The organism is Pontibacter pamirensis (assembly GCF_010015475.1).
GTDB classification, from domain to species: domain Bacteria; phylum Bacteroidota; class Bacteroidia; order Cytophagales; family Hymenobacteraceae; genus Pontibacter; species Pontibacter pamirensis.
The window spans coordinates 1-22380 of sequence record NZ_SSNI01000056.1 but is presented as its reverse complement, the minus strand read 5'-3'; the positions used below and the strand labels follow the sequence as shown (position 1 = coordinate 22380).

The window sequence follows — 22380 nt, the reverse complement described above, 5'->3', positions numbered from 1 at the left end:
TATGCTATTTCTAAAATTGAAGAATGTTCCAAATTCAGTGATAAAAATTCGGGAATGAGGAAATTTGCAATTTTACTTTGCTTAGCAGCCGCTATGACTTTTTCATGTGACAATCATAGGAAACACAGTATTTCATACTCCTCACTAATAGAAATTGATGAAGCGAAAGAAAGTTTTCCTGATTCACTGGTTGACCACTTTCCTAAGAGAATAACTTACCCAGAAGCCTATGTTCATGAACATGGTTCTGACGAAAGAAACATTTCGTTACAATTAAACCTTAAGTTCAGCCAATCTGAAATAGACTCAATTGATTCATTTTATAAAGAACGCTCAAAAAAAGACTATAACTCTGAAGATAGTTGTTTGCTTATTGTGAACAGGTTTGTTCGTAGGACCCAGTATGGTGTGAACAACACTTACAAGGCCTCAATGGATAGACCTGCTGATTGTGGTATGGATTATCTTCCTATAATTAATTTCTGGAGTAACAGCATAAGTACCACAGAAACAAGAAGTCGATTGCCAAATGGATTCAAAATTTTTGTACTTGATTCAGAAGCAGGCATTTTTTCAAATCATTTAAATGAAACATCTGGGCGGTACATGCCCGACGAATGGAAACATGGGTATTCGAAAGGTGTCGCTATAAATAAGGAAAAAGAATCTGTAATTTATTGGATTGCGGTTTGGTAAGCTTCATAAATAAAGCTCACTATAAATCATAGAATGAAAACACCATAGCATAAGTTATAAAACAGAACAAATGAAGTTTCTTCTAAAGCTAAAGCATTGGCAATTGTTTCTCCTTACATGGGGACTTCCAATGCTGGTAAATGTATTCACCTTCTCTCATCCTGAATTAATGTTTGAGGTATTTCCAGTTATGATGGTACTCTTTACCCTTGGAACCTTGGGATGGGTATGGGCGATAGCAACAGAGTTGAACCAAAAGCTTCCGTCAGATACGAGGCTTAACTCTGGAAGATTTAAAGTCTACTTTTCGATTCCGATACTATACATCTTGGGAACCATAATATACATGGGTTTTCTGACAGACAGTTCGGGAGATAGTATGGCAGTGACTGGTATTGCAATAGTTGTGCTTCACCTTTTGTCAATGGTTTTCATCTTCATGGGTTTACGCTTTGCTGCAAAGACAATGAAAACAGTTGAGTTAGGACGGGTCGCAAAGTTCGGGGACTATGTAGGAGAGCTTTTCCTGATATGGTTCTCTATCATCGGTTATTGGGTATTACAGCCACGCCTCAACAAATTGATAGAAGAATAAAAGAAGCTCTCATGCCAACCAAGTGCAGCCTATACCCTTGCTACGCTACGGGCTTCGGCTGCACGAATGCTGTTGTGCATAAGCAAAATCAATAGATTAGAGCAAAAGTTAGAGAACGTTAAACGGATGTAGCTTAAGTAAGTCTGTCATGAAACGAGCTGTATTAATTTCAGTGTTAGTTGTTGTCTCTACTTATGCATTTGGATGCACCTGTAGGCAATCATTTGGTTCCTACTTTTTGAATCAGGTTAGAAGTTTTGATGCCATTGTTGAAGGAAAATTTTATCGGGATGGAGATTCAGGAAAGGGATATTTAATTGCCGATAAAATATATAAAGGGAACATTTCCAATGATACAATTCAGATTTTTGAAGGAGGTCTGGATTGTACTGAAATATTTATGGATGAACCAGGTGAAAAACTTGTTCTGGGACTTAGAAAATCAGCCTATGAATCAAGCCCAAATACTTATTCAGCTCCATCTTGTGTGACATCAGTACTTATTGCAGATGAAAATAAAGTTTACTCAAAGACTAAGTTCTACAATCCGCACATTTCTAATCCAAGAATCGGGCTGTTTAGCACCCAAATTGGCAGAGATAAGTTTGCTAAGAAAATAAGGAAAAGGCTATAGCAACATTATGCGGCATGGACTGTGCCAAGTAGGGTCAGCCTCGTTGAGCCTAAATTGGAAGAAAGAAGAAAGTTAATGCACAACAATAGCTATAGCGCATTAAAATGCGCCATAGCCAAACACGTTCTAATTCATTTGATTAATGAAAGAAGAGTTTGAAGAATATCTTACAAGGGAATATCCAGCTTCTAAAGTTGACTCTCCCTTTTCGTTAGGTGGTGAGATTCACATCAGGTTTGAATTAGGCGGGGAGATATTGAATAACGGAACCAAGGAAAGAGTAAAACAGGCAGTTGAAAGAGCAGAGAGAATATTTCACAGCACTTTTCCCGATTATGATAAGGAAACTTTCGTGATTGTATATGACTATGAAGGTGATTCTCCATTTACTAAGGACAAAGGCTATATCTACTCCCTAATAGCCAAGGAGAAGCTTCAGGAGTTCTATAGTGAAACTGCCAGTATAAATGTAGCTGACTTAACAAATGAAAATTGGATATCAGGCAGAATCGTTGTTGGAAAGGTTGAGCTAACCCAGATAAAAATAAAAGACATACTTGAAGGTATTGCTAATTTGGAAATGGGTTTTGAACCTGCCATACCACAACAAGTCTATATTTTTGATGTTAATTCCAGCAAAGGGTTCTACATGTATGACGACAGGGGGTGCTTTGTTTTTAGTAACGATGCAGAAAGAATCAGGAGTATCTATGAAGAGCTAAACGAATGGATTGTGGATTACCATAGACCTGAGATAGATACTTTCTTCAAATAAGAAAAAACGTGTTACAACCATATCCATTTGTTAGCTACGCCACCGCAAAGCCCAATATGTTGGTATCAATTAGAATAAAAGATGAAACAGATTCTAAAACTTACTTTTTATAGTTTAGTGTTATTCTTTTCTTTTAACCTATATGCTCAGAAAGCTGATTCTATAGATTTCAAGTTACAGGTTGAAAGAGTTTCCAAAGATTCTACATCAAGCTTCTTTTACCATAAGCTTCAGGAAAAGATTAAAAATAAGCCTGGTGAAATAAGTGTTGAGGATAGTTTCTATTTGTATTATGGGCAAATTTTCCAGGATAACCATAAACCTCTCTCCTTTGTTGCAAACCCCGAAAGGCTTGACTTTGACAGAGCTATAATGAACGGCAATTGCAAAAAGGCTGTAGAATTAGGAGAAAAAATATTAAACAGAAACCCTGTTGATTTAACAGTATTGTTGCATGTAAGCAACTGTATTACCAGGAGCGGATATGTTGATACAACCCATTACTATGAGCAAAGATTAAATAACTTGTTAGATGCTATCTTCAGTACAGGTGATGGGAATACAATGAGTAGTGCGATAAAAATCGTGAACATGGAAGATGATTATGTACTAAAAGGAGTACTGGGCTTTTTTGGAGGCAATGAGCAACTAAGCTTTGATAATAATCACGCATACAGTGTTTGGAGTAAAGGAGGGCATAAACTTTATTTCGAAGACGTGATGAATATAAAATAGACATAGTCTAACAATGTTGTGTGTTAGCTATGCCACCGCAAAGCCAAGACTGTAAGTATTAATAAAAATGTATAATAAGCATCTCATACTGTGTTTGAACATGCTGTGCATGGGTTGCGGGTATAATACCAACAATGAAAAGGCTATTGCTGGGGCTGAGGAGCCAAAAGAGGATAACCGTCATTTTACGGCCTTCGAGCTAACAGAACGAGAATACTGGCCTGTTTTCCGTGATGCGCAAAACTCATGGCTCCCATTGAACGACTCTGTTACGAATGATGTGAAAATAGTGCGGTTAGAACCATATCTGGACAAAGAAAGCAAGCCCTATAATGACCTGATGTATGTCTTTCCTCACAATCAGTTTGAGGCAATAATTTACGAGGATACTTTATTTCTTAAGTTCTTCCAGCGGGGAAGCAGTATTGAGGGAGGAGTAAGAGTTAAAATTGTAGATGATGAGTTTAGCACTTCTCACTACTTAAAGAATCTTGGTGGTCCTGGTGTTGTTCTTCCTGTACCAGGTGAGTTCATACAACCATACTCTGAGGTAGAAGACTATGTTGACACAACATTCATTGCTAATAGACAGGTGCTTCGCCTGAACAGAAAGTCATTCGAGGTGGGAGACTCTATTTCTGGTGATATTGTTTACGAGGGAAGAAGAAACTATAAATCTGAAAATCCGATGCAAGCCTCTATTTTGGCAAAGGGTAACTTCAAGGGTACTGTAAAAGAAGGAAAACCATTTACCCTGACCTCACCTAAAAAGCACTAAAGCCCATCATTGCCCAGCCTTTTCAAGCATATTAAAATATGAATTTGCCTTCTACTCAATTGCTATCTTCGTTTATCCACCTATGAAGAACTAAAGCTATGTATCAGTTATTGTTATTATCGCTATTTTTCAAGTTTATCTCTTGGTTTGCTCCTTTAGCTGAACCAGAGGAAAATAGAGGATTCCAATTCAACAACTACAAGAAAAGTTATGTGAAGATGCCAGAAGGAATGGAGCAAGCGGTGGAAGGAATGGGTGTGTACGAGCATGCCATGTTAACAATATCAATGGCTAATTTAGGTGAGAAGGAATTTATTGATGAAGACAGCTTGCTTACGAATATAGGTAATACGGGCATCTTTGATGCCTTCTGTGACCCTTATGAGCCTGCAACGGACTTTGGTGCAGGTCAACACTTCGACAGGGTAAAGATAACTTTGGTCGGCAAAATTCCTTACAGCACAAACTTCACCACCACAGTTGTTTTTGTTGAGTATGATGTGATGTCGTACTGCGACAATAAGTTTGTTACACTGTTGCTAAACACAAAGGGTAACAGAATACTTAGCTTGGCAAGGGTGGCATTGCATGACTTCCAGAAAAGCAGATTAGGTAATACAAGGCTCACCCAAGACCATACTTTTTATTATGAAGACGAGCCGTATTATGAAGATGTTGTAATTAGTAGAGAGGGGATGAAAGTTCTGAAGGCAGATGGAAAGAAAAAGCCAGAGAAACAGGATGTCTGGGCAGACTACATAATTAACTATGCCACATTCAGAATTGATAAGGATGGATATATTGTAGTGGTAGAAAAAGGATGGATATATTGAAGTGGTATAAAAATGAAAGGTGTAAAGGACCATCAGGTGAGGGATTAGTTTATTAGTGCTATACAGCAGCTATTTATACAGCAGCTATTATAGAGATAATAAAAATGACACTGCCTAACCATGCCTATAATTTAGCTACGCCACTTTTAAGCAAAGCCGTTGTAAGATATTTTGACTCAATAAATAATGACAGAAGAAATATACCAGCAGTTCCCAAAGTCTTACATCGCTATTGATGAAGCTACCAAAGCATCAGGTTTTACAATGGCCTCAGATGTATTAACATGTTCTCTGCTTCGGACGCTGGCAGGCTCCAAGCCATCAGGTAAATTTCTTGAACTTGGCACGGGAACAGGGTTGTCAACAGCGTGGATTCTGGACGGGATGGATGATAGTTCCACTCTTGTCTCGATAGACAATGAAGCTCAGTTCCTGGAAATCGCACGGCAGTTCCTAAGTGATGATAAGCGGCTGGAACTCATTCATACAGATGGTGGCGAATGGATTGAAAGTAACAAGCAGCAAAGGTTTGACTACATTTTTGCCGACACATGGCATGGGAAATACCTTCTTTTAGATGAAACGTTGTCCATGTTGAATAAAGGAGGATTATATATTATTGACGATATGCTGCCGCAGCCAAACTGGCCAGAAGGGCATCATGAAAAGGCAATCAACCTTATTGAACGCTTAGAAAAAAGAGAGGACTTTGTTTTGACAAAGCAGGTATGGGCAACAGGAATTGTAGTTGCTGTTAAAAAATAAACAGCTTACAACAAGGTTACATACACCAGTCTTCGGCTACGCCTTGCTCGCTTTATGTGGCCAGCCGTTACCTGTTTTCATAAGAGATTGAACAATGCGCAAACTGCCTATACTTTTACTGGCCATATCATCTTTTGCATGTAAAAGCGTGTTGGAACAACAAGAGCAAGTAGTTTTTGATAGGATAGCATATGTTTACAACCTGAAACCAGCTATAGCAAGAGATATTTGGCCTGGTTTTGATGAAAGTAAGTATGACGTACCATTAATCTACTATACAGATACTTCCTCTTTTATAGCTAACCCTACAGAACGATTTCTAAAATCGTATCATCCAAAACTCGTTTCCCAAAACAGCAACATCAGGATTTACAAAACATCCGAGCGTTTTGACAGTACCCCATTTCACATGGCCACAGGCTTCTCGACTGGAGATTCTACTGCCTACGATAACTATGCTCCTTTTATGCATTGTAGCGGTTTTGAAGAAACCCGCAAAGTAATCCAAGATGTCTCTTCAACGGAAGAGTGGGTAACAATGGTAGTCCATGAATACTTCCACGGCTTTCAGTACAGGCACAGGAATTACTTTCAATCAATGTCCAATAACCTCTCTTCTGTACCACAGGACAGTCTGCGTAATATTTACCTAAACAATCCCTGGTTTAAGGAAAAAGTAGATAAGGAAAACAAGCTATTGCTACTTGCCCTGGACTCTGAAAGCAGGACAGAAGTTGATAGCTTGACTACTGCCTTTTCTAAGCTAAGAGAGCAGCGTAGGAAGGAAACAAAGCGAAGGCTCGGCTTCGACATAGAAAACTATGAAAAAATATATGAGACAATGGAGGGTACTGCCAGATACGTAGAGCAGAAACTCTATGAAAAGTTCTCTGATAAAGTCCCTGATAAAAGACTCACAAGCTCCGACACATCCTATCATTCTTACGGCTATTTCAAGAACTATAAAATAGATAAGGATGAGTGGCTGTACCTGACCACGAAGAGTGGTGCTTACTTTTATGCCACTGGCTTCAATATGGCCAGATTGTTAGATAAGCTTAATATAGAGTACAAAGCCAGGTTGTTCCGTGAAGAAAACCTTTCTCTGGAAGATGTACTGAAGGCAAGTTGAAAAAATGACAACAGGTAACAAAGTACAGCGGTCATGCCTTGGCTAAAGCCTCGCCATCCGCTATACCAGTACAGCAGTACGTTAACACTCATAAAAATGAAACTAATTAAAACCATCACTATCCTATTACTAATGGCTGGATGCCAGCCCTCTCTTTGCACTACTTCGGCTCCAGCAGTCGAAGAGAAGCAACCAGACTATGCATTGCTAAGAACAGAACTGGAAGAGGTATATGACGTTGACCAAAGTATCAGGAATATACACTGGGACAGCTTTCCCAGCCCAGAAGCGAGTAAAGTCCACTCTATGAAAATGATGGCTGTTGACTCGGTAAATCAAACGAAGGTATTCCCAATCATTGAGCAATACGGCTGGCTTCCGAAAAGTAAAGTTGGCGAGAAGGCTGCCAGTGCTATGTTTTACGTGGTTCAGCATTCCAGCTTGGAAACAATAGAAAAGTACCTGCCACAAATGGAAGCTCTTGCAAAACAAGGGGAAGCAAGTGCTACGGATGCGGCAAGAATGCGTGACAGGCTACTGATGTTTCAGGGTAAGAAGCAGATTTACGGCACTCAGGCAGCGAGTTGGGTACGACCAGAAGGAGGGCAAGTTATCTGGCCCATTGAAGACGTGGAGAACGTAAACAAACGCAGGAAAGAAATAGGTTTTACAACGACAGTTGAAGAAAACGCCAAACAACTCGGGGCAAAATATGACCCAAATGAGCAGCTACCGAAAAAGAATAACGATACTCCACAATAGCTTCACGGTAGCTGTGCCACCGCAAAGCCCAATACGTTAGACAAAATCGGAATACAAAATGAATGAGGATGAAAGCAAAGGCTGTTACAAACCGAATGACCAGCATGATAGGCAACATTAAAAAAATATCATAAATTGTCTTTATGAAATTAAAGCTTTTCAAAAAGAAACCAGCCGCAGCAGAACCTAAGAAGAAAAAGAGCTTTGCCCGTGAGTGGGGTGATGCCATTATCTTTGCGGTGGTGGCAGCCAGCTTAATTCGTTGGGGAACTGTCGAAGCCTACACCATTCCCACCCCTTCTATGGAGAAGTCACTGCTTGTGGGGGATTATCTATTTGTAAGCAAGCTGCACTACGGGCCACGCACGCCTATCACACCGTTGCAGGTGCCGCTTACGCACCAGACCATCTGGGGCACAAACATACCCTCTTATTCAGATGCCATACAGCTTCCCTCTTACAGACTACCAGGTTTCTCTGATGTAGAACACAACGATGTGGTGGTGTTTAATTTCCCCCCAGAGGAACATCACCCTGCTGACCTTCGCACCAACTATATCAAACGTGCCATCGGCTTGCCTGGTGATTCCCTCATGATTCGTGACAGGCAGGTGTACATAAACGGAAAAGCAGTGGCTATGCCAGAGCAGGCGCAGTACAAGTATTATGTGCAAACAAACCAGCGCCTGAGCGAGAAGTTTTTCCTGGATAAAGGAATTCGGGTGCATGAAGTGATACTGTGGGAGGATGGGTATGTGATTGATGCCTCGCCAGAGCTTGCTGCGCAGTTGAAAGCACTTGATTTCATCAAAGATGTTTCCCTGTGGGAGCAGACTGACGCTCCTGGTGAGGTTTTTCCCAATGTTACAAGCCTGAGTTGGAACAAAGACAACTATGGTCCGCTGTACATCCCCCAGAAAGGAGCTACCGTAGCCATTACACCTGAATCCCTGCCATTTTACGAGAAGGCAATATTGGCCTACGAGCATAATGAAGATGCAGCTATTAGAGATGGGAAGTTGTACATTGGCGGCAAAGAATCAAAACAGTACACCTTCAAGCAGAATTATTACTTCATGATGGGCGATAACCGACATAACTCCCTTGACTCCCGCTACTGGGGGTACGTGCCAGAAGACCATATAGTGGGGAAAGCTGTTTTTATCTGGATGTCAACAAACGAGTATGGAGGTGCTTTTGACAAGATTCGGTGGAGCAGACTTTTCAATGCTATCAACTAAGCCTTAGCAAAGTAAGATTGTAAATAAAGCTTGTGCTGTTGTAAGAGTGGGCAACCACCCGTTAGGTAAAAGTTTAAAACAAGAATTAATGAAGCAGGCTTTTCTACTCGTACTCTTTCCATTACTTGTGTCTCTTCAATTTGCAGCCCAGTCTAAGACACCTGAGGACTTTGGCTTCAGGCACCTGCAAACACGCTACCAGCAGGACACGGTAGATATTCTGGTGATGTCGAAAAAAGGTGAAGAAGAAACAGAGAAGCCACTGTTTCTCTTTGTCCAAGGTTCACTGCCGAAACCGCTTATCCTGCTCAAAGAGAATGGGAAGCCTTACATGGTGTTCCCATTCGATGCCAACATACTTCTGGATGGCTACCACCTTGCCATTATCAGCAAACCATACGTGCCGCTTATCAGCAACGCAGGTGAATTGCGGAGAGATATGGCTTATGTAGAACCGCATACAGGTAACTTCCCAGAGAGGTACATCATGCGAGACAACCTAAATTACTATGCCAACAGAAACAGGGCAGCGATCAAGTACTTGAAAAAGCAAAGCTGGGTAAGTGATAATGAAGTAGTTGTTGCTGGTCACTCGGAAGGTGCGGCTGTAGCAGCCAAGCTTGCAGAAGTATCGAAGGACGTGACTCACCTTGTTTTCGCCAGTACCAACCCTTTCGGCAGAATGATGACCACTGTCTCTCAGATAAGGCAGCGTGATGATTCTGTGGGTACGGCAGCAGAGAAGCAGTTCACGTTTTGGGAGGAACTGGTGAAGGACTCAGAGAACAACCAAGTCCAGGGTGAGGTGACCTATAAATCCATTTACAGCTTCTCAGAGCCACCGCTACACTCGTTGCGTAAGCTGAAAATACCAGTGCTGGTTTCCTATGGCACAGAGGACATTGCTGCCCCTTTCTTCGATTACATGCGCATAGAGACGATACGTGAAAGAAGGAAGAACTTCGCCTTCATGCCTTATGTGGGAAGGGAACACAACTTCTTTGGCTTTGACGAGAAAGGCAAAGTAAACTATGATGATTTTGGGTGGGATAAGGTGGCGCAGGACTGGAAGGTGTGGCTTGAGAAGAATTAGTTCTGTGCCGACCCAAACCTACGAGGTAGCTACGCCACCTTATAGCCAAACACGTTGGGTAAAAGTTGAAGTATGAAAACAACAAAAGAAGGTCAACATACCCAATGTTACAATTTTACCTGTTATTGCCTTTCATGCTTCTGCTTTAAGCTATTACATTCAACACCCCTGACTCTATGAAACCTAAACCCAAAAGAGAAAGCACACTCACCCTCTGCGCTTACAAACAATCAATTTCAAGCTTCTACTGCTCTTATTCATCTTTTATATGGTTACTGTCGTGTCTGTTCAGGCGCAGCAGCAAGGTGCGTCTGAACCACCTTCCAAAGTAAAAAGGGAGACCTTTGTTGGTGTAGGTATTAGTGTTGTACCTTATGAGGCTGTCGGTAACCCGAAGTATCGTGACATGCATGGATTAGGTCTGCCGTTTATTACCCTTCACTACGGTTACAGGTTGAGCAAAAGAACAAGTATACAGGTTGGGCTTGGCTACGGCTTTAACGAGATGAGCATGGGAGGCACTTCCAGATATATAAAAGCAGACAGTATCTACATGAAGCAAAGTCAGCAGAGTATCAGTGCAGTCATTGCTCCCATAAGATTAAACTACACACCTTTTAACCCCAACAGACGCCTACAGCTTTCTGGTCATGTTTCCATTGCACCAGTTTACAGGCACATTCAGGCAAGGTCAACAGAAAGCCTTAATGGTGGGTCAGAGCCAATCGAATTATACAATGATAATTCATCAAGCTTCACGGTGGTGGCAACCGCTGGCTTGGCCCTTAGCTATAGATTAAGCAATAGGTTGAGCGTTTATGGAGAAGGAACCTTATCCTACTTCAACTTTGAAAGCCAAAATGCAAGGACGCTCAAAAACGGTTCTAAGGGAATAGGCATTAACTATCGCCTATAAAGTAATCAATGATGCGAAGAAGTGTCATAAAAAGCTTGCTTGACACTTGGTTGGTATAACATATTCCAGTGTCCTTGCATATAAACCACCCTTTGCCCAACACCAGCTATAGTACATTGAGATACACCACAGCCCAACTGTAAGCAGGAATAAATATGAAACTATACAAAATAATAGGCTTAGTACTAATTTTTGGGTGTTCTCCTAAAGTCAGTGAGCATTTCAAACACAATAGGTATGTCAAAGACTTTGATATGCATATTATAAACGACTCTTTGCAACTCTACTATAAAACCCCTGCCGACATTGAGTATATAACTGATAAAAAGGAATTGAGGAAGGCGCTTAGAAAGCAAAAGCTCAGGCTGGAAGAAGACGTGCTTATTTACGGAAAGACAGACTTCCCTCCTTATGAATACCTTGTCACAACAGGAAGTAAGTCAAGTTTTGAAAAACCAGCACAAGCAGTCACTTTTGACACACTTCTCCACAACAGAGCAATTCGATTCATTGGCTATCCTTTAGCAAAAGGGGCTATCTCATCTTTGGAAGCCGACCTGGAAAGCATGTTCCAAAGTCTGGAGGTGGGGCCTGGCTATCGCAAAGAAATAAGTTCTGTAATGAATGTCGTTAAAAGATACCGTGATTCTAATAAGTTTTATGCTGCTTTAAATGAAGTAAAGAATTATCCCGCTTATGACAAACAGGAGGAATGGGCAAAATTCCAAATGGAATCAACGTTTGCTTCCTTTTTAGGAGATAACGAACACTATAATAACCTAAGAACAGAATTAGAATCAAAGTTTGAGGCCAATGACTCAATAAGTAATATCATTAGTAGACATACCATTTCGAATGCCGAAGCAATAGCAAGGCTTGTCATGGAAGCAAAGAAGCATCAGCTAATGCTCATAAATGAAAACCATTTTTACCCAAACCACAGGGTTTTATTGATAGAGCTGCTACCTTACTTAAAGGATATAGGATACACCCATTTAGCGTTAGAGGCACTGGGAGCTGGGCAGGATAGCTTACTGAACTTAAGTGATGGGTTTCCAACATTAGAAACAGGATTTTACACACGGGAACAGAACTACGGAAATCTATTAAGAAAGGCCAAGGCTTTAGGTTTTACGTTTGTTGCGTATGAAAACACAGTAAATGACACTGATAGAGAAGTTGCTCAGGCTGAAAATCTTTACAATAAGACTTTCAGAATCAATCCAAAGGTTAAGGTAGTAGGGTTAGTGGGAATAGACCATCTACTTGAAAAGCAGACAAAAGCAGGTAAAAAATGGATGGCGACTGAACTTAAGGAGAGATATAACATAAGCCCTTTGACAGTAAGCCAGACACACCTGAACTCCTATCGAAAGCAATCACCATATGATTACAGTCTTATTGATAGTAAAAACTTTGACAACCTCAGGTTTTCTTCTGTAGACTTTCACTTATTGAATAACAAAGGGCTTTCTCAATCGGGATGGGAAGCAACATTTCATTATAAAAATAATTCTGACTTTGACGTGCAGGTAGCCCTCTTTTATGAAGATGAGATGGAAACCGAATTTGACTACTACAGAAATGTGCCTTACTACACTACAATCTTGAAAACAGGAAAGAAGTATGAACTGCCTTTCCAAGGAGACAAGTCTATTTACCTCTATACGTTTGATGAAAATGGGAAAAAAGTAGATATGCAAAAAATTACGCCTACTGACGATAAAAAATAGTAACGGCTGTGTTTCTTCCTGGACAGTAGGTAAACTGGGATTCATTGTCTTAGCCCACAATTGATAACATGGCATTTTACATCAGCCGCTCCTATTTTTAGAGCCGTTATATGCTATAAAACAAACTCATTAAATGAAAATTAACTTAATACTCATAATTCTTTTTTCAGTCGTTCTGGTGTGTGAAGCCCAAGAGGGAAAAAGCATTGACTTTGCCAATTCATCTTGGTCTAAAATACTTCAGAAAGCAAAGAAAGAGAAGAAAGCAATCTTTCTATATGCATATACCCCTTCTTGTCGCTGGTGCAGGCAAATGGAGAAAGAGGTATTTACCGATAAGGAAGTAACAGATTTCTACAACTCAAACTTTGTCAGCCATAAAATTAACATTGAAGATGGTGCAGAGGGAGAAGCACTTGCTAAAGAATATGGTATAGTCAGTTTCCCGACATACATGTACTTCAACAAGGACGGTGTGCAGGTGCATCAGAGCGGCTCGGCTAAGCCTGCTGAAGAGTTTATACTTGATGGCAAAGACGCTTTCAATCCAGAGAAGGCTCTATTTTCACTAAAAAGGAGGTATGATAGCGGAGATAGGTCTCCTGAGTTGCTTTTCAACTACAGCAATGCCTTGGGTTCTTATCATCAGGAAGAAAGTCCAGAAGAGAAAGTCGTAAGAGAATACTTAGAAACACAGTCAACCCAACAATTAGAGTCTGAAAAGAATATAAAGTACATTTTTTCAAAGTTCCTCAGTTTCCAATCACCCGCCACGCAGTACTTTCTTGAAAACCAGAACAAGTTCACCCATTTATTCAAAGAAGACGAGGTTAGACACAAGGCTGAGAAAATCATCACAAGAACAGCCAGTATAGCAGGAAGTGAAGATGATGCCCAGTTACTTAAACAAGTAGACCGAGCAGTAGGTGCTAACTTTGCAGATACCAGCAGGCTTTCTTCATTAGCCAAAATTTACTTTTATCAGGGGCAGAAAGAATGGGTAAAGTATGCAAAGGCAACTTTAGAGTATGGTAGAAGCCAAGGTGGGGATGACTGGCGTACCATGTACGAAACAGCCATCTATCTCAAGCATTTCGCTAAAAACATGCAAGCTTTAGAGTTAGGCACCCAAATAATGGAGCGAGTAATCAAAACAGAAAAGAGCTACGACAACCTTAATCTATATGCGCAGCTTCAACATAGAGTGGGTAAAGACACACAGGCGTTAGAAACAGCAAGGGAAGCTATAGCAGTAGCCCGTAAGTCTGGGGAAGAGAGTAGTGAAGCTGCCAAACTTGTTGCCGAACTACAAGCTGCAAATGAAGAATGACAGCATATAACCCTGTGCATGCTAAACCCTCACTACGTTTCTGGCTCAGCATGCACAACTCCGTTGTGGCTAATTTGAAGAACCAAAATATTAAATACAGAAAGTGGACAATCCAACATTACTTCTCTCCTCGATTTTAGGAATACTTGCATTTTCATTTATTGCAAGGTACTTCTACAAATATGCGGATGGAAAAGCCAATGTTCAAGGGAACGACAAGAAAGAAAAATACCTCGAATGGCAGGCGACTCATGGACCCAGCTTGAAAAAAACGATTAAAGTATTATCCATCATATTTGGGTACTCATGCTATTTCAAGTCCTAAGTTTACTATAAAGCAGACTTTAGCAATAAATGCGTTTTCAGCCTACTTTTCAGAAATTATGGCATAACGGACGGACTGGAAATTCAGGAATAAATAGCAAATTAAAACTTAAAACCTGTTTTGAGGCTAATTTTTGTAAAACAGGTCAAGAGCAGAAAATAGGTAAAATAAAAGAACGTTCATGCCATTGCAGAAAACAAACTTGCCACAACAATACCTAAACGCCAGCATCGGCCGACGGCCTCCGCCGTCGTATAGCCTAACCGTTGGTGGTAACTGAAATTATAGAAGAATGTACTCAGACGATTATAAATCATGTGAAGAAACCATTGTCACTTTACGGATTTTCTATGATGCTCAACCGCCAGACTATTTGTCTGATTTTTTGAAACTAACCCCTTCAAGGACACAAGTAAAAGGACAAGAGTTGAGTAAGAGAAGCAGGTGCACTTCTAACGGTTGGTTTTTAAGTTCGGCTGAAGCAGTAGATTCAAGGGATGCAAGAAGGCACATTGATTATCTTTTAGACCAGATTTTACCTGTAAAAGATAAGATTGAAGAACTTCAGAAAGGCAGCGCTCAAATTGACATCACTTGCTATTGGGTATCGAAGACCTGCAATGGAGGACCCACTTTATCGAAGCAGCAATTGAGAAAGTTAGCAGACTTAGGTGTTGATTTCTGGTTCGACTTTTATTGCAGCGATGAAGCAAACTAAAAATAGAATAGCAGCCACCAACAAGGCACATGAGCAAAGCTCTTCTACGCATTGCTCACCTCATGTACTAAACGTTGGCGGTAACAAGAAATCATGAATACTTTTAGAAGATAAGAATTGTATAAAAATTTATTTAAACACAAAGGCTGTTTCATTACCCTCTGCTTTTGTACATCCGTTTTTACATCCTGCTCCAATCTTGATACAGAGTACTATGAGAACGGGTCACTAAAAACAGTGTCTGAAACTTACATGGGGCTAAGACATGGAGGAACAAGTGTCTATTATGAAAACGGTAATATAAAGACTTATGCAATGTACAAGCAGGGTTTACCACATGGTGACACTATAGCTTATTACCTAAATGGAAGGAAGGAATTTGAAGGGAAGTATGTCGAAGGCATGGCAGATAGTACATCTATATATTACACTGAAGACGGAAAGATACGCACCATCATGAATCACAAAGATGGAGTAATGCATGGACCATTTGTGAGATACTTTCCCAGAACAGATGTGGTGTTTATGGAAAGGCAGTATATGAATGGAAAAGTAGTTGATACGCTCGAGATATACCATGATAATGGCATCAAGGTCAGAGAGTGCTACTTCAGCAGAAATGGAGAGAATATAGGCTGTAAAGATTTCTAAAACTGCTTCCGCCAACACCAGCTATAGTGCATAAACGCACCATAGCAGTGCCGTTATGGGCAAGTTTATCTTCGAGTAACACTAAACAATTAAGACGACTTGAGAATAGGAATACCAAACATATTACCGCTTTTCGGTTATGTTTTCTTCGGGACACTTAGCATAGCAATGACAACTCTGTTTTTAGACAAATTTGCAACAGCGACAACAGGAGCGGTAGTTTTCTTAGCAGTGTTTATTCTTGTGTGTTACATAATGTTTGTGCTACTTAGCTATCGTTTCAAGATTGTAGTAATGACCGATAAAGAGTTGATTTTTATAATACCATTTAGATTTAAGCTTCAGAGTTTCAAGTTTGACAATATAAAGCATTTAAAATGGGACTTATGGGAGACCTACAAAATGGGTGACTATCGTAAGCTTGTTATTCAAACAAGTTCAGGTTATCTGACAAGTATTTCTGACTTAGAATTTATTAACTACAACAGTTTAGAAACCTGGCTTATTAACAAGACAGATCTAAAACTAAACTTGGACAGAAAACTTGATATTGAATTACAACAAGCCAAATGGAATAGATGGCTTAATGTTGTGGCAATCGTGATGTTTGTCTTCTTTTTCTTCCTTTTTTCAAAGGGACAATTGAGAACTGATATACGTTTTCCGATTCAAATTGCAATTGTCATAATAATTTGGCGACTCTTAGCTCGATTAATTCAATATCAACAGAAAATTAATGAGAGCTAAAAATTATTATTGAAGTAGAAAACCAGCCGCCAACAAAGTGCTTATGCAAGCTTGGTGTGACGTGTTGATTTAAAATTTAGATCTATACTTCATTTAGTTCACGCAGGACCATTCGCAACTTCGAAGAGCCCAAGCCTGCATAAGCACGAGCCGTTAGGGACAAGTAGTAATAATAGAAAAACTTAAATGCATCAATGGGTATTCTTGACCTTTTATCAGAATTGCCGATTTTTCTTTCATCAGTCGATGATAGAGACAGGAAAAAGAAGAAGAGTGTAGTTAAAACTCTTTCTTTTTTACTGTTTACAGTTGGAATTATTTGGTTGATTCGTGAATTACAGATTATAAAAGAGTTAGAAAATCCTTTTTTGTTTATCAGCTTAAGCGGGGTAGCCTGTTTGATAATAGCTGTACTTCTGGTTCTCCTGTTGTTTAAAATCAGGGTACTGAACTCTATAACACCAACCGACTTTGTGTTAATAGTTTTGGCTTTTTCACTTAATCTGGTTTGCGTCACAGGCTACCTTAATAGGAAGAGTGACTATAAACTCATGAAAAACTCGTCAGCAGTAGTGACAGAAGAATACCTAACCCCTAACAAGGTATAGTATGTAGACTCGCTGACGCTGCGCCACCTGCTATACGATACCGTTGCCATCCATTTAAATCATAAAGTAAAAACAGTCAAAAGAGATGATATTTGCTCTCACCTTAGAAACCAATCTTGGCGGGGATAGAAATGGTTGGATTCACAACTTTTCTGATAAGCTTGGAAGCCATTTCGCTGATAAAAATTTTGGAGATGATTTAAAGGAGTTGTTGATTGGAATTATTGCAGTAGCGCCCGAATTCGATTTCTTATTTAAAATAAGGAAGCCCAAATATCGACAGGGGAAAAGAGTACTAACCACTTATGGAACAGAGTATGAAGTAGAAGACTCTGTTGAATACGATGTCAAACTTGAATTCTCACTTTTCTCAAGGTATACGCATGATGAATTTGTTCTTAATCTGAAAAAGCAAATCTTCTCGTCTATTCAAATCCTGAAAGAAATAAAGAAGCTTAAAAACTTTGATTTCGAAGCCTTTGAAACAGAGTTAAGAGACTATCTAAAAATATAAGAAACCGCATGCCAACAAGACCTATAAGTTAGCTACGCCATCTTATAGCAAAGCCGTTAGGTGAAAACAACAATTATGAAAAACAGAGCTGTGATTAAATATAACTCCTGGCTGAACAGACTCTTAGTTTCTTTAACTCTTTACTTCTTATTTACCTTAACTTCATGTAATAGAAAGGAAGAGGTTACCTTCTATGCCAATGATAATCCAAAAATAAAATCAGAGACATTGCTTTGGATGAAGGAAGGTAAGACAGAGACCTACTATGAGAACGGAAGTATTGAAAGTGTAGCTTTCTACGACAACGGCTTGTTGAATGGGGACTCAATAGCTTACTTCCCGAACGGAGATATGAAAGTGAAATACAGATTTGTTAGTGGAACGGCAAATGGTCCCTCAATTTTATATTGGAAGGGTAATGTACCTAAAACCATCATAAACTATCATGATGGCTGGCCAGATGGCGAATTTATCAAATACTATCCAGGTACAGAGACAAAAGTGATGGAGGGTAGGTATGAAAAGGGCAAGGTTGTCGGCTCTATCACCTATTACAGCATAGATGGTAAGAAGAATAGAGAGTGCTATCACGATAGCAACGGACATAAATTGGGGTGTAAAGACCTCTAACAAGTTATTCAAAGTGCTTTTACTGATAGCGATTTATAATGTCTACACCTAACCCTGCACAGGCTTTATGCTTCGGCTGAAGCCTCGCTCATAGCCTGTACCAAACGTTAGCGGTAATACCAACTATAAATTGAACAGTTGACAAAGCAAGAAGAACTCGACCAGCTAAAATATGATATTCTTTCACAGGAATGGGAAAGGATGAGAACTGCTGCTTATCGACTTGGAGAAATTGGGGGAGACGAAGTTTTAGGATTTCTATTGCCTCTACTCAAATCTAAAGACCCGATACTAAGAAATTGTGTAGCTCTGGCTCTAAAAGATATGAAGGACAATAGAGCGCTTGAGCCATTGTTGGAAGCTATATTTAAAAGTGAAAACCATAAGTATAATGGAACTATGGTTTTTGCATTAGAAGGTTTGGATTGTAGCCAAAAGTTGAAGGAGATGTTTAAAATACTATTTTATGAGAGCTACGAAGCGAAATTCAGTGCTTATGCAGTTCTTTCCGAGCAGGAGTTTGAGTTTTCAAAAGAAGATTTGCATGAAGTGAACCAGATGTGGGAAGAGATAAAACAACATCCTGAAAAGTGTCCCAACTATGATTATGAAGAAGTTCCAGAGATGATTCAGGATGCAATGGATGGGTACATGAGTTATTTAAAAGAGAAAAAATAAAAAGAACAAACCGCTAACCCAGTATATACTACATGCTTCGGCTAAAGCCTCGCAAGTCGCATATACAAGCACCGTTGTAGTCCATTATCATAATTTAATAAATGTTAAAAGAAAAATATTCACTTTATTAAAATAGAAACAACACTGAACTATGAACAAGATTACTTTAATGTTGGTCGCGCTAATATTTATTTATGCTTGTAGAAAAGAGGAAAGTGTAAAGCCAAATTTTATTGGCAAATGGGAGGCAGAATATTTAGTTCAATCAAACGGAGACACTATCTTTTATCAAAAAGGAAGTTTTTGGCCATGTGCCTACGCAGTGTTACCTTTTGAATATAACTCTGGATTTGAATTAACGGATAAAACAAATGGAGAATTGATATGGTGCGGAAGAAAGAAGGGACAGTTCTTTACATGGTCCCATGAAAATAATGCATTCAAAGTCAATTTCGATAATGAAGAATATGTAATTTCTGTTGAGAATATTACCAATAGTTCAATGCAAATAATTACGCATCAAGGGTGGAAATATCATATGAGGAAATTTTAAACGCCCTACAACAAAGTTCAGCCTTTATGCTCGGCTACGCCTCGCCCATCGGCTGCACTACCACCGTTAGCCAGTATATGTAATTAAGAAAAGATGAGTAAAGAAAAGACAGGGTATGAAAAACAGCTTTCTAACATTAAAGAGCATGGCTTACATGTTATTCATGTTTTAGAAGATGATAAAGGCCCTGGCTTTACTTATTCAGTTGGGCTATTCCACAATTATCAGCATCCAGAAATCATAATAATTGGTCTTAAGAGAGAGTTAGCCCATGTCCTAATCAATGACATTGCATTTGACATCAAAGAAGGTAAATTATATAAAGGGGGACAATTCTACTCTGAAATATTAGATGATTTTGAATGCCTAATGCTGGATGTTGAAGCGAAACATTATGATGAATATTTTGGTCAGGCAAGCAGGTTCTATGAGAGCAATGATTTTCCTGTGCTTCAGTGTGTTTATCCTACTTTAAGTGGGGTATACCCATGGCAAGATGATTGGCCAGAAAACCTAAAAGACCTTCAACCAATGTTGGGGGTAATCAACAGTAGCTTTGATAAGTAAAAATACCTTGGCTAACCAAGCACATGAGCAAAAGCTTCTTTAGCCTTAGGCTTGCCTTTAGGAATCGGTGCAATGGTGCTTTTTGCTATGGTGTCTGTTATCATCACAGGAGAAAGCCTGTTTCTGTTTGGATGGTTCTTTACAAATGGATACTCTACTTTAGGACTGCTGAGTGCTTTCACCATTATTCTATGGTTTGCGGGAAAGATGCTGGCAAGGGACATCTATGCGGACAAGAGTAGGTTTAAGGTAACATTGAAATACTCTACACTTGTAAATCTTGTTATTTGGTCAGTGTTTCTACTTTTGCATCTAATTACGAATAAGGGAATAGATACCTACTTTGGACTTGAAATTCCTTTGACATTGGCAGTGATTTCAATCTTTTTTACCCCTTATACTATAGGGCTTTTGATTTACAACACAGTAGCTAAGAAATTGAAAAATGCCTTCGCCCAACAAAGTTCATAGTTTAAGCTGCGGCTTTGCCTTGCCCACACTATGCACGAGTAACGTTGGCAGCAAGAAAAATTATAGAAGAGATGGTTATAGCTGATAAAAACGAAGTCTACGCACTTTATAAGTTACTGGCGAGGGCCAAGTTCTCTGACCAAATAGACAGTTATGACTTAAATGAATTCGCTGGCAGCCCACTTATAACAAGTCTTCTTATCAAGGCGAGAGAAGAAGTAATAAAAAACTTCGAGGAAGAAGGGCGTGCTGATGTAGTTGAAGACTGGTTAAAAAGGTCAGTTTACAAGTTTGATAGTATTACAGGCAAAGCAATAGCAAATCGACTAAAGCACCTATCTGACTCAACACTTAGCACATTAGCAGATTTGGACAGAGATAAATTAAGGGACTATGCTATCGGGTTAATTGAACCTTTGGAATATGAAAATAGCGAAGTCGATAAATTGGTTGACTACATATATCAAATTGCTAAAGAAAATTAAGAATTCCTTCTGCCAACAAAGTTCATAATTTAGGCTTCGGCTATGCCTCACCCACATTATGCACGAGTACCGTTGGCAGGCATAAAATAAATTGAAAATGAGAAAAATTTTGGCCTTAGTGGCCTCTTTCGCTTTTTTAGGTTTGACTTCCTGTAGACAAGAGCCTAATGGATATGAAACCACTCTATATCATTTGAAGGTAATGTATTCTCAAGGTGACATCAATGAATTTACTTTTATTGAGAAAGGAACTTGGGTTTTAGCTGAGTTAACTGAAGAAGCTATTAAATCCAAAAAATATTCCGAGCAAATCAATTATCTCTTAGAGAAGAAGGTAGTATCACAGGAAAATGAATTTCGATTTATGGTAAAAGTTATTTCCAAGGAAGAATTCATAGAAAATATCAAAGGGGAAACAGGGAAGATACCTATAATAAGAACAGACCTGAAATAATGCAAATATTACGTCAGCCAACAAAACAAACAGGTTATAGGGCATATGCTGGAACTTTGGGCCTCACAGCCATTTACAAACTTAACTTCAAGCGGACAATGATTCGCCTTTAAATGCCCAACACCCAGTTTGAGGACCGTTATAGCTAATTAGAAAGTATGAATAAGATGTTGAATAGATATTCCTTTACGCTATTTATACTTTCAGGACTTTTGTTTTCCTGTTCAAACAGCAAAGCCTCTTTTGGTGCCAATGAATCATCTACTGCCGCAGGTATAGTAATTGACACTTTCTCCGAATTTCCACCAGAGATAGAAGGTTGCTCTTGTTACTTCTCCAGTAATAAAAGTGACTTTGATAGCGGTAAATATATCTATGTTGACGACTATGGAAGCAATGCCTTTGTCTCAATCAATGGAGAAATGAAAAGCTTTAGCCTAAGTAACTCCGAAGGAGAAACAGAAGGCCATAACATCAAAAATTGGATTTCAGAAGATTTTGAAATTACCCTTAAGTATAAACAAGTCGGACAGGTAGAAGAGACTTGGCAGCAAAAAGGGACAATGAAATTAAAATCAAAGAAGGGTGTAGAAGTAGTTAGAGACATCTATGGAGAATGTGGTTGCTGAAAGAACAATAAGCTATAACCACGCCTATAAGTTAGCTACGCCATCCTATAGGCCAGTACGTTATGCAACATATCAATAAATGAAAGAAGAGAATTGTATATTCTGTAAAATAGCTCTTGGGCAGGAGAAAGCCCATATAGTATGGGAAGACGAAAATCACTTAGCTTTTCTCTCAATTTTTCCCAACACCAAAGGGTTTACGGTTGTATAATACTCCCTTGATTTAGGGCCACTACTTTAATTGATGTATAACATTTAACTTAGTGGAACAATGAAAGGAACAAGAAGGAAATTCAGCGCGGTCTTCAAGGCCAAAGTAGTCCTAGAGGCAC

Annotated in this window: 28 protein-coding genes; all 28 read left to right on the top strand. The window is 39.4% G+C overall.

Annotated features, from left to right (window positions below; genetic code table 11):
- Positions 1 to 54 precede the first annotated feature (54 nt).
- The 28 genes from E1919_RS25200 to E1919_RS25065 all read left to right on the top strand — a co-directional run bounded on the left by E1919_RS25200 (position 55) and on the right by E1919_RS25065 (position 22048).
- Positions 55 to 696 (top strand): hypothetical protein, encoded by a 642-nt coding sequence (locus E1919_RS25200; protein ID WP_162056185.1) that lies wholly within the window; start codon positions 55 to 57, stop codon positions 694 to 696.
- Between the two features lie 70 nt (positions 697 to 766).
- Positions 767 to 1291: a hypothetical protein gene (locus E1919_RS25195; RefSeq protein WP_162056184.1), complete on the top strand. Its 525-nt coding sequence runs from the start codon at positions 767 to 769 to the stop codon at positions 1289 to 1291.
- A gap of 148 nt (positions 1292 to 1439) precedes the next feature.
- The gene (locus tag E1919_RS25190; protein WP_162056183.1) at positions 1440 to 1925 is read left to right on the top strand and encodes a hypothetical protein; all 486 of its coding nucleotides are present in this window, start codon (positions 1440 to 1442) and stop codon (positions 1923 to 1925) included.
- Positions 1926 to 2067: 142 nt separating this feature from the next.
- On the top strand, positions 2068 to 2700 hold the full coding sequence (locus E1919_RS25185) for a DUF3885 domain-containing protein (RefSeq protein ID WP_162056182.1): 633 nt from the start codon (positions 2068 to 2070) through the stop codon (positions 2698 to 2700).
- An 81-nt stretch (positions 2701 to 2781) separates the two neighbouring features.
- Complete coding sequence (locus E1919_RS25180) at positions 2782 to 3435, top strand: DUF4919 domain-containing protein (protein WP_162056181.1); 654 nt, start codon at positions 2782 to 2784, stop codon at positions 3433 to 3435.
- A 94-nt stretch (positions 3436 to 3529) separates the two neighbouring features.
- Positions 3530 to 4213 carry a hypothetical protein gene (locus tag E1919_RS25175; protein WP_162056180.1) on the top strand — a complete coding sequence of 228 codons (684 nt, stop codon included), beginning with the start codon at positions 3530 to 3532 and terminating at the stop codon, positions 4211 to 4213.
- A 98-nt stretch (positions 4214 to 4311) separates the two neighbouring features.
- A complete protein-coding gene (locus E1919_RS25170; RefSeq protein WP_162056179.1) occupies positions 4312 to 5046 on the top strand; it encodes a hypothetical protein in 735 nt (244 codons plus the stop codon).
- A gap of 186 nt (positions 5047 to 5232) precedes the next feature.
- A complete protein-coding gene (locus tag E1919_RS25165) occupies positions 5233 to 5811 on the top strand; it encodes an O-methyltransferase (RefSeq protein WP_162056178.1) in 579 nt (192 codons plus the stop codon).
- A 151-nt stretch (positions 5812 to 5962) separates the two neighbouring features.
- Positions 5963 to 6943, top strand: a complete 981-nt coding sequence (locus E1919_RS25160) for a hypothetical protein (protein WP_162056177.1) — start codon at positions 5963 to 5965, stop codon at positions 6941 to 6943.
- Between the two features lie 96 nt (positions 6944 to 7039).
- Positions 7040 to 7705 carry a DUF6624 domain-containing protein gene (locus E1919_RS25155; protein ID WP_162056176.1) on the top strand — a complete coding sequence of 222 codons (666 nt, stop codon included), beginning with the start codon at positions 7040 to 7042 and terminating at the stop codon, positions 7703 to 7705.
- Positions 7706 to 7848: 143 nt separating this feature from the next.
- A complete protein-coding gene (gene lepB, locus E1919_RS25150) occupies positions 7849 to 8946 on the top strand; it encodes a signal peptidase I (RefSeq protein ID WP_162056175.1) in 1098 nt (365 codons plus the stop codon).
- A gap of 88 nt (positions 8947 to 9034) precedes the next feature.
- Positions 9035 to 10039 carry an alpha/beta hydrolase family protein gene (locus E1919_RS25145; RefSeq protein ID WP_162056174.1) on the top strand — a complete coding sequence of 335 codons (1005 nt, stop codon included), beginning with the start codon at positions 9035 to 9037 and terminating at the stop codon, positions 10037 to 10039.
- A gap of 268 nt (positions 10040 to 10307) precedes the next feature.
- Positions 10308 to 10955, top strand: coding sequence for an outer membrane beta-barrel protein (locus tag E1919_RS25140; protein ID WP_162056173.1), 648 nt, complete (start codon positions 10308 to 10310; stop codon positions 10953 to 10955).
- A gap of 155 nt (positions 10956 to 11110) precedes the next feature.
- Positions 11111 to 12688 carry a hypothetical protein gene (locus tag E1919_RS25135; RefSeq protein WP_162056172.1) on the top strand — a complete coding sequence of 526 codons (1578 nt, stop codon included), beginning with the start codon at positions 11111 to 11113 and terminating at the stop codon, positions 12686 to 12688.
- 133 nt (positions 12689 to 12821) lie between these two features.
- Positions 12822 to 14018 carry a thioredoxin family protein gene (locus E1919_RS25130; protein WP_162056171.1) on the top strand — a complete coding sequence of 399 codons (1197 nt, stop codon included), beginning with the start codon at positions 12822 to 12824 and terminating at the stop codon, positions 14016 to 14018.
- 617 nt (positions 14019 to 14635) lie between these two features.
- Entirely contained in the window at positions 14636 to 15061 is a 426-nt protein-coding gene (locus E1919_RS25125) for a DUF4279 domain-containing protein (RefSeq protein ID WP_162056170.1), read from the top strand.
- 237 nt (positions 15062 to 15298) lie between these two features.
- Complete coding sequence (locus E1919_RS25120) at positions 15299 to 15712, top strand: toxin-antitoxin system YwqK family antitoxin (protein ID WP_162056169.1); 414 nt, start codon at positions 15299 to 15301, stop codon at positions 15710 to 15712.
- Positions 15713 to 15811: 99 nt separating this feature from the next.
- A complete protein-coding gene (locus E1919_RS25115; protein WP_162056168.1) occupies positions 15812 to 16459 on the top strand; it encodes a hypothetical protein in 648 nt (215 codons plus the stop codon).
- Positions 16460 to 16653: 194 nt separating this feature from the next.
- A complete protein-coding gene (locus tag E1919_RS25110; RefSeq protein WP_162056167.1) occupies positions 16654 to 17067 on the top strand; it encodes a hypothetical protein in 414 nt (137 codons plus the stop codon).
- Between the two features lie 85 nt (positions 17068 to 17152).
- Positions 17153 to 17581, top strand: a complete 429-nt coding sequence (locus tag E1919_RS25105; protein ID WP_162056166.1) for a hypothetical protein — start codon at positions 17153 to 17155, stop codon at positions 17579 to 17581.
- A gap of 75 nt (positions 17582 to 17656) precedes the next feature.
- A complete protein-coding gene (locus tag E1919_RS25100) occupies positions 17657 to 18211 on the top strand; it encodes a toxin-antitoxin system YwqK family antitoxin (RefSeq protein ID WP_162056165.1) in 555 nt (184 codons plus the stop codon).
- Positions 18212 to 18349: 138 nt separating this feature from the next.
- Positions 18350 to 18889, top strand: coding sequence for a HEAT repeat domain-containing protein (locus tag E1919_RS25095; RefSeq protein ID WP_162056164.1), 540 nt, complete (start codon positions 18350 to 18352; stop codon positions 18887 to 18889).
- Positions 18890 to 19040: 151 nt separating this feature from the next.
- Positions 19041 to 19442, top strand: coding sequence for a hypothetical protein (locus tag E1919_RS25090; RefSeq protein WP_162056163.1), 402 nt, complete (start codon positions 19041 to 19043; stop codon positions 19440 to 19442).
- A 93-nt stretch (positions 19443 to 19535) separates the two neighbouring features.
- Positions 19536 to 20009 carry a DUF4262 domain-containing protein gene (locus tag E1919_RS25085; protein WP_162056162.1) on the top strand — a complete coding sequence of 158 codons (474 nt, stop codon included), beginning with the start codon at positions 19536 to 19538 and terminating at the stop codon, positions 20007 to 20009.
- A gap of 51 nt (positions 20010 to 20060) precedes the next feature.
- Positions 20061 to 20480: a hypothetical protein gene (locus E1919_RS25080; RefSeq protein WP_162056161.1), complete on the top strand. Its 420-nt coding sequence runs from the start codon at positions 20061 to 20063 to the stop codon at positions 20478 to 20480.
- Positions 20481 to 20524: 44 nt separating this feature from the next.
- Positions 20525 to 20965 (top strand): hypothetical protein, encoded by a 441-nt coding sequence (locus E1919_RS25075; protein WP_162056160.1) that lies wholly within the window; start codon positions 20525 to 20527, stop codon positions 20963 to 20965.
- Positions 20966 to 21062: 97 nt separating this feature from the next.
- Positions 21063 to 21419: a hypothetical protein gene (locus E1919_RS25070; RefSeq protein WP_162056159.1), complete on the top strand. Its 357-nt coding sequence runs from the start codon at positions 21063 to 21065 to the stop codon at positions 21417 to 21419.
- 158 nt (positions 21420 to 21577) lie between these two features.
- Entirely contained in the window at positions 21578 to 22048 is a 471-nt protein-coding gene (locus tag E1919_RS25065) for a hypothetical protein (protein ID WP_162056158.1), read from the top strand.
- Positions 22049 to 22380 lie beyond the last annotated feature (332 nt).

Coding starts and splice junctions, on each gene's coding strand:
- E1919_RS25180 (WP_162056181.1), top strand. CDS start 2,782: ATGAAACAGATTCTAAAACTTACTTTTTATAGTTTAGTGTTATTCTTT.
- E1919_RS25155 (WP_162056176.1), top strand. CDS start 7,040: ATGAAACTAATTAAAACCATCACTATCCTATTACTAATGGCTGGATGC.
- E1919_RS25200 (WP_162056185.1), top strand. CDS start 55: ATGAGGAAATTTGCAATTTTACTTTGCTTAGCAGCCGCTATGACTTTT.
- E1919_RS25065 (WP_162056158.1), top strand. CDS start 21,578: ATGAATAAGATGTTGAATAGATATTCCTTTACGCTATTTATACTTTCA.
- E1919_RS25105 (WP_162056166.1), top strand. CDS start 17,153: ATGATATTTGCTCTCACCTTAGAAACCAATCTTGGCGGGGATAGAAAT.
- E1919_RS25195 (WP_162056184.1), top strand. CDS start 767: ATGAAGTTTCTTCTAAAGCTAAAGCATTGGCAATTGTTTCTCCTTACA.
- E1919_RS25165 (WP_162056178.1), top strand. CDS start 5,233: ATGACAGAAGAAATATACCAGCAGTTCCCAAAGTCTTACATCGCTATT.
- E1919_RS25085 (WP_162056162.1), top strand. CDS start 19,536: ATGAGTAAAGAAAAGACAGGGTATGAAAAACAGCTTTCTAACATTAAA.
- E1919_RS25125 (WP_162056170.1), top strand. CDS start 14,636: ATGTACTCAGACGATTATAAATCATGTGAAGAAACCATTGTCACTTTA.
- E1919_RS25190 (WP_162056183.1), top strand. CDS start 1,440: ATGAAACGAGCTGTATTAATTTCAGTGTTAGTTGTTGTCTCTACTTAT.
- E1919_RS25130 (WP_162056171.1), top strand. CDS start 12,822: ATGAAAATTAACTTAATACTCATAATTCTTTTTTCAGTCGTTCTGGTG.
- E1919_RS25140 (WP_162056173.1), top strand. CDS start 10,308: ATGGTTACTGTCGTGTCTGTTCAGGCGCAGCAGCAAGGTGCGTCTGAA.
- E1919_RS25185 (WP_162056182.1), top strand. CDS start 2,068: ATGAAAGAAGAGTTTGAAGAATATCTTACAAGGGAATATCCAGCTTCT.
- E1919_RS25110 (WP_162056167.1), top strand. CDS start 16,654: ATGGGTATTCTTGACCTTTTATCAGAATTGCCGATTTTTCTTTCATCA.
- E1919_RS25090 (WP_162056163.1), top strand. CDS start 19,041: ATGAACAAGATTACTTTAATGTTGGTCGCGCTAATATTTATTTATGCT.
- lepB (WP_162056175.1), top strand. CDS start 7,849: ATGAAATTAAAGCTTTTCAAAAAGAAACCAGCCGCAGCAGAACCTAAG.
- E1919_RS25070 (WP_162056159.1), top strand. CDS start 21,063: ATGAGAAAAATTTTGGCCTTAGTGGCCTCTTTCGCTTTTTTAGGTTTG.
- E1919_RS25135 (WP_162056172.1), top strand. CDS start 11,111: ATGAAACTATACAAAATAATAGGCTTAGTACTAATTTTTGGGTGTTCT.
- E1919_RS25170 (WP_162056179.1), top strand. CDS start 4,312: ATGTATCAGTTATTGTTATTATCGCTATTTTTCAAGTTTATCTCTTGG.
- E1919_RS25145 (WP_162056174.1), top strand. CDS start 9,035: ATGAAGCAGGCTTTTCTACTCGTACTCTTTCCATTACTTGTGTCTCTT.
- E1919_RS25100 (WP_162056165.1), top strand. CDS start 17,657: ATGAAAAACAGAGCTGTGATTAAATATAACTCCTGGCTGAACAGACTC.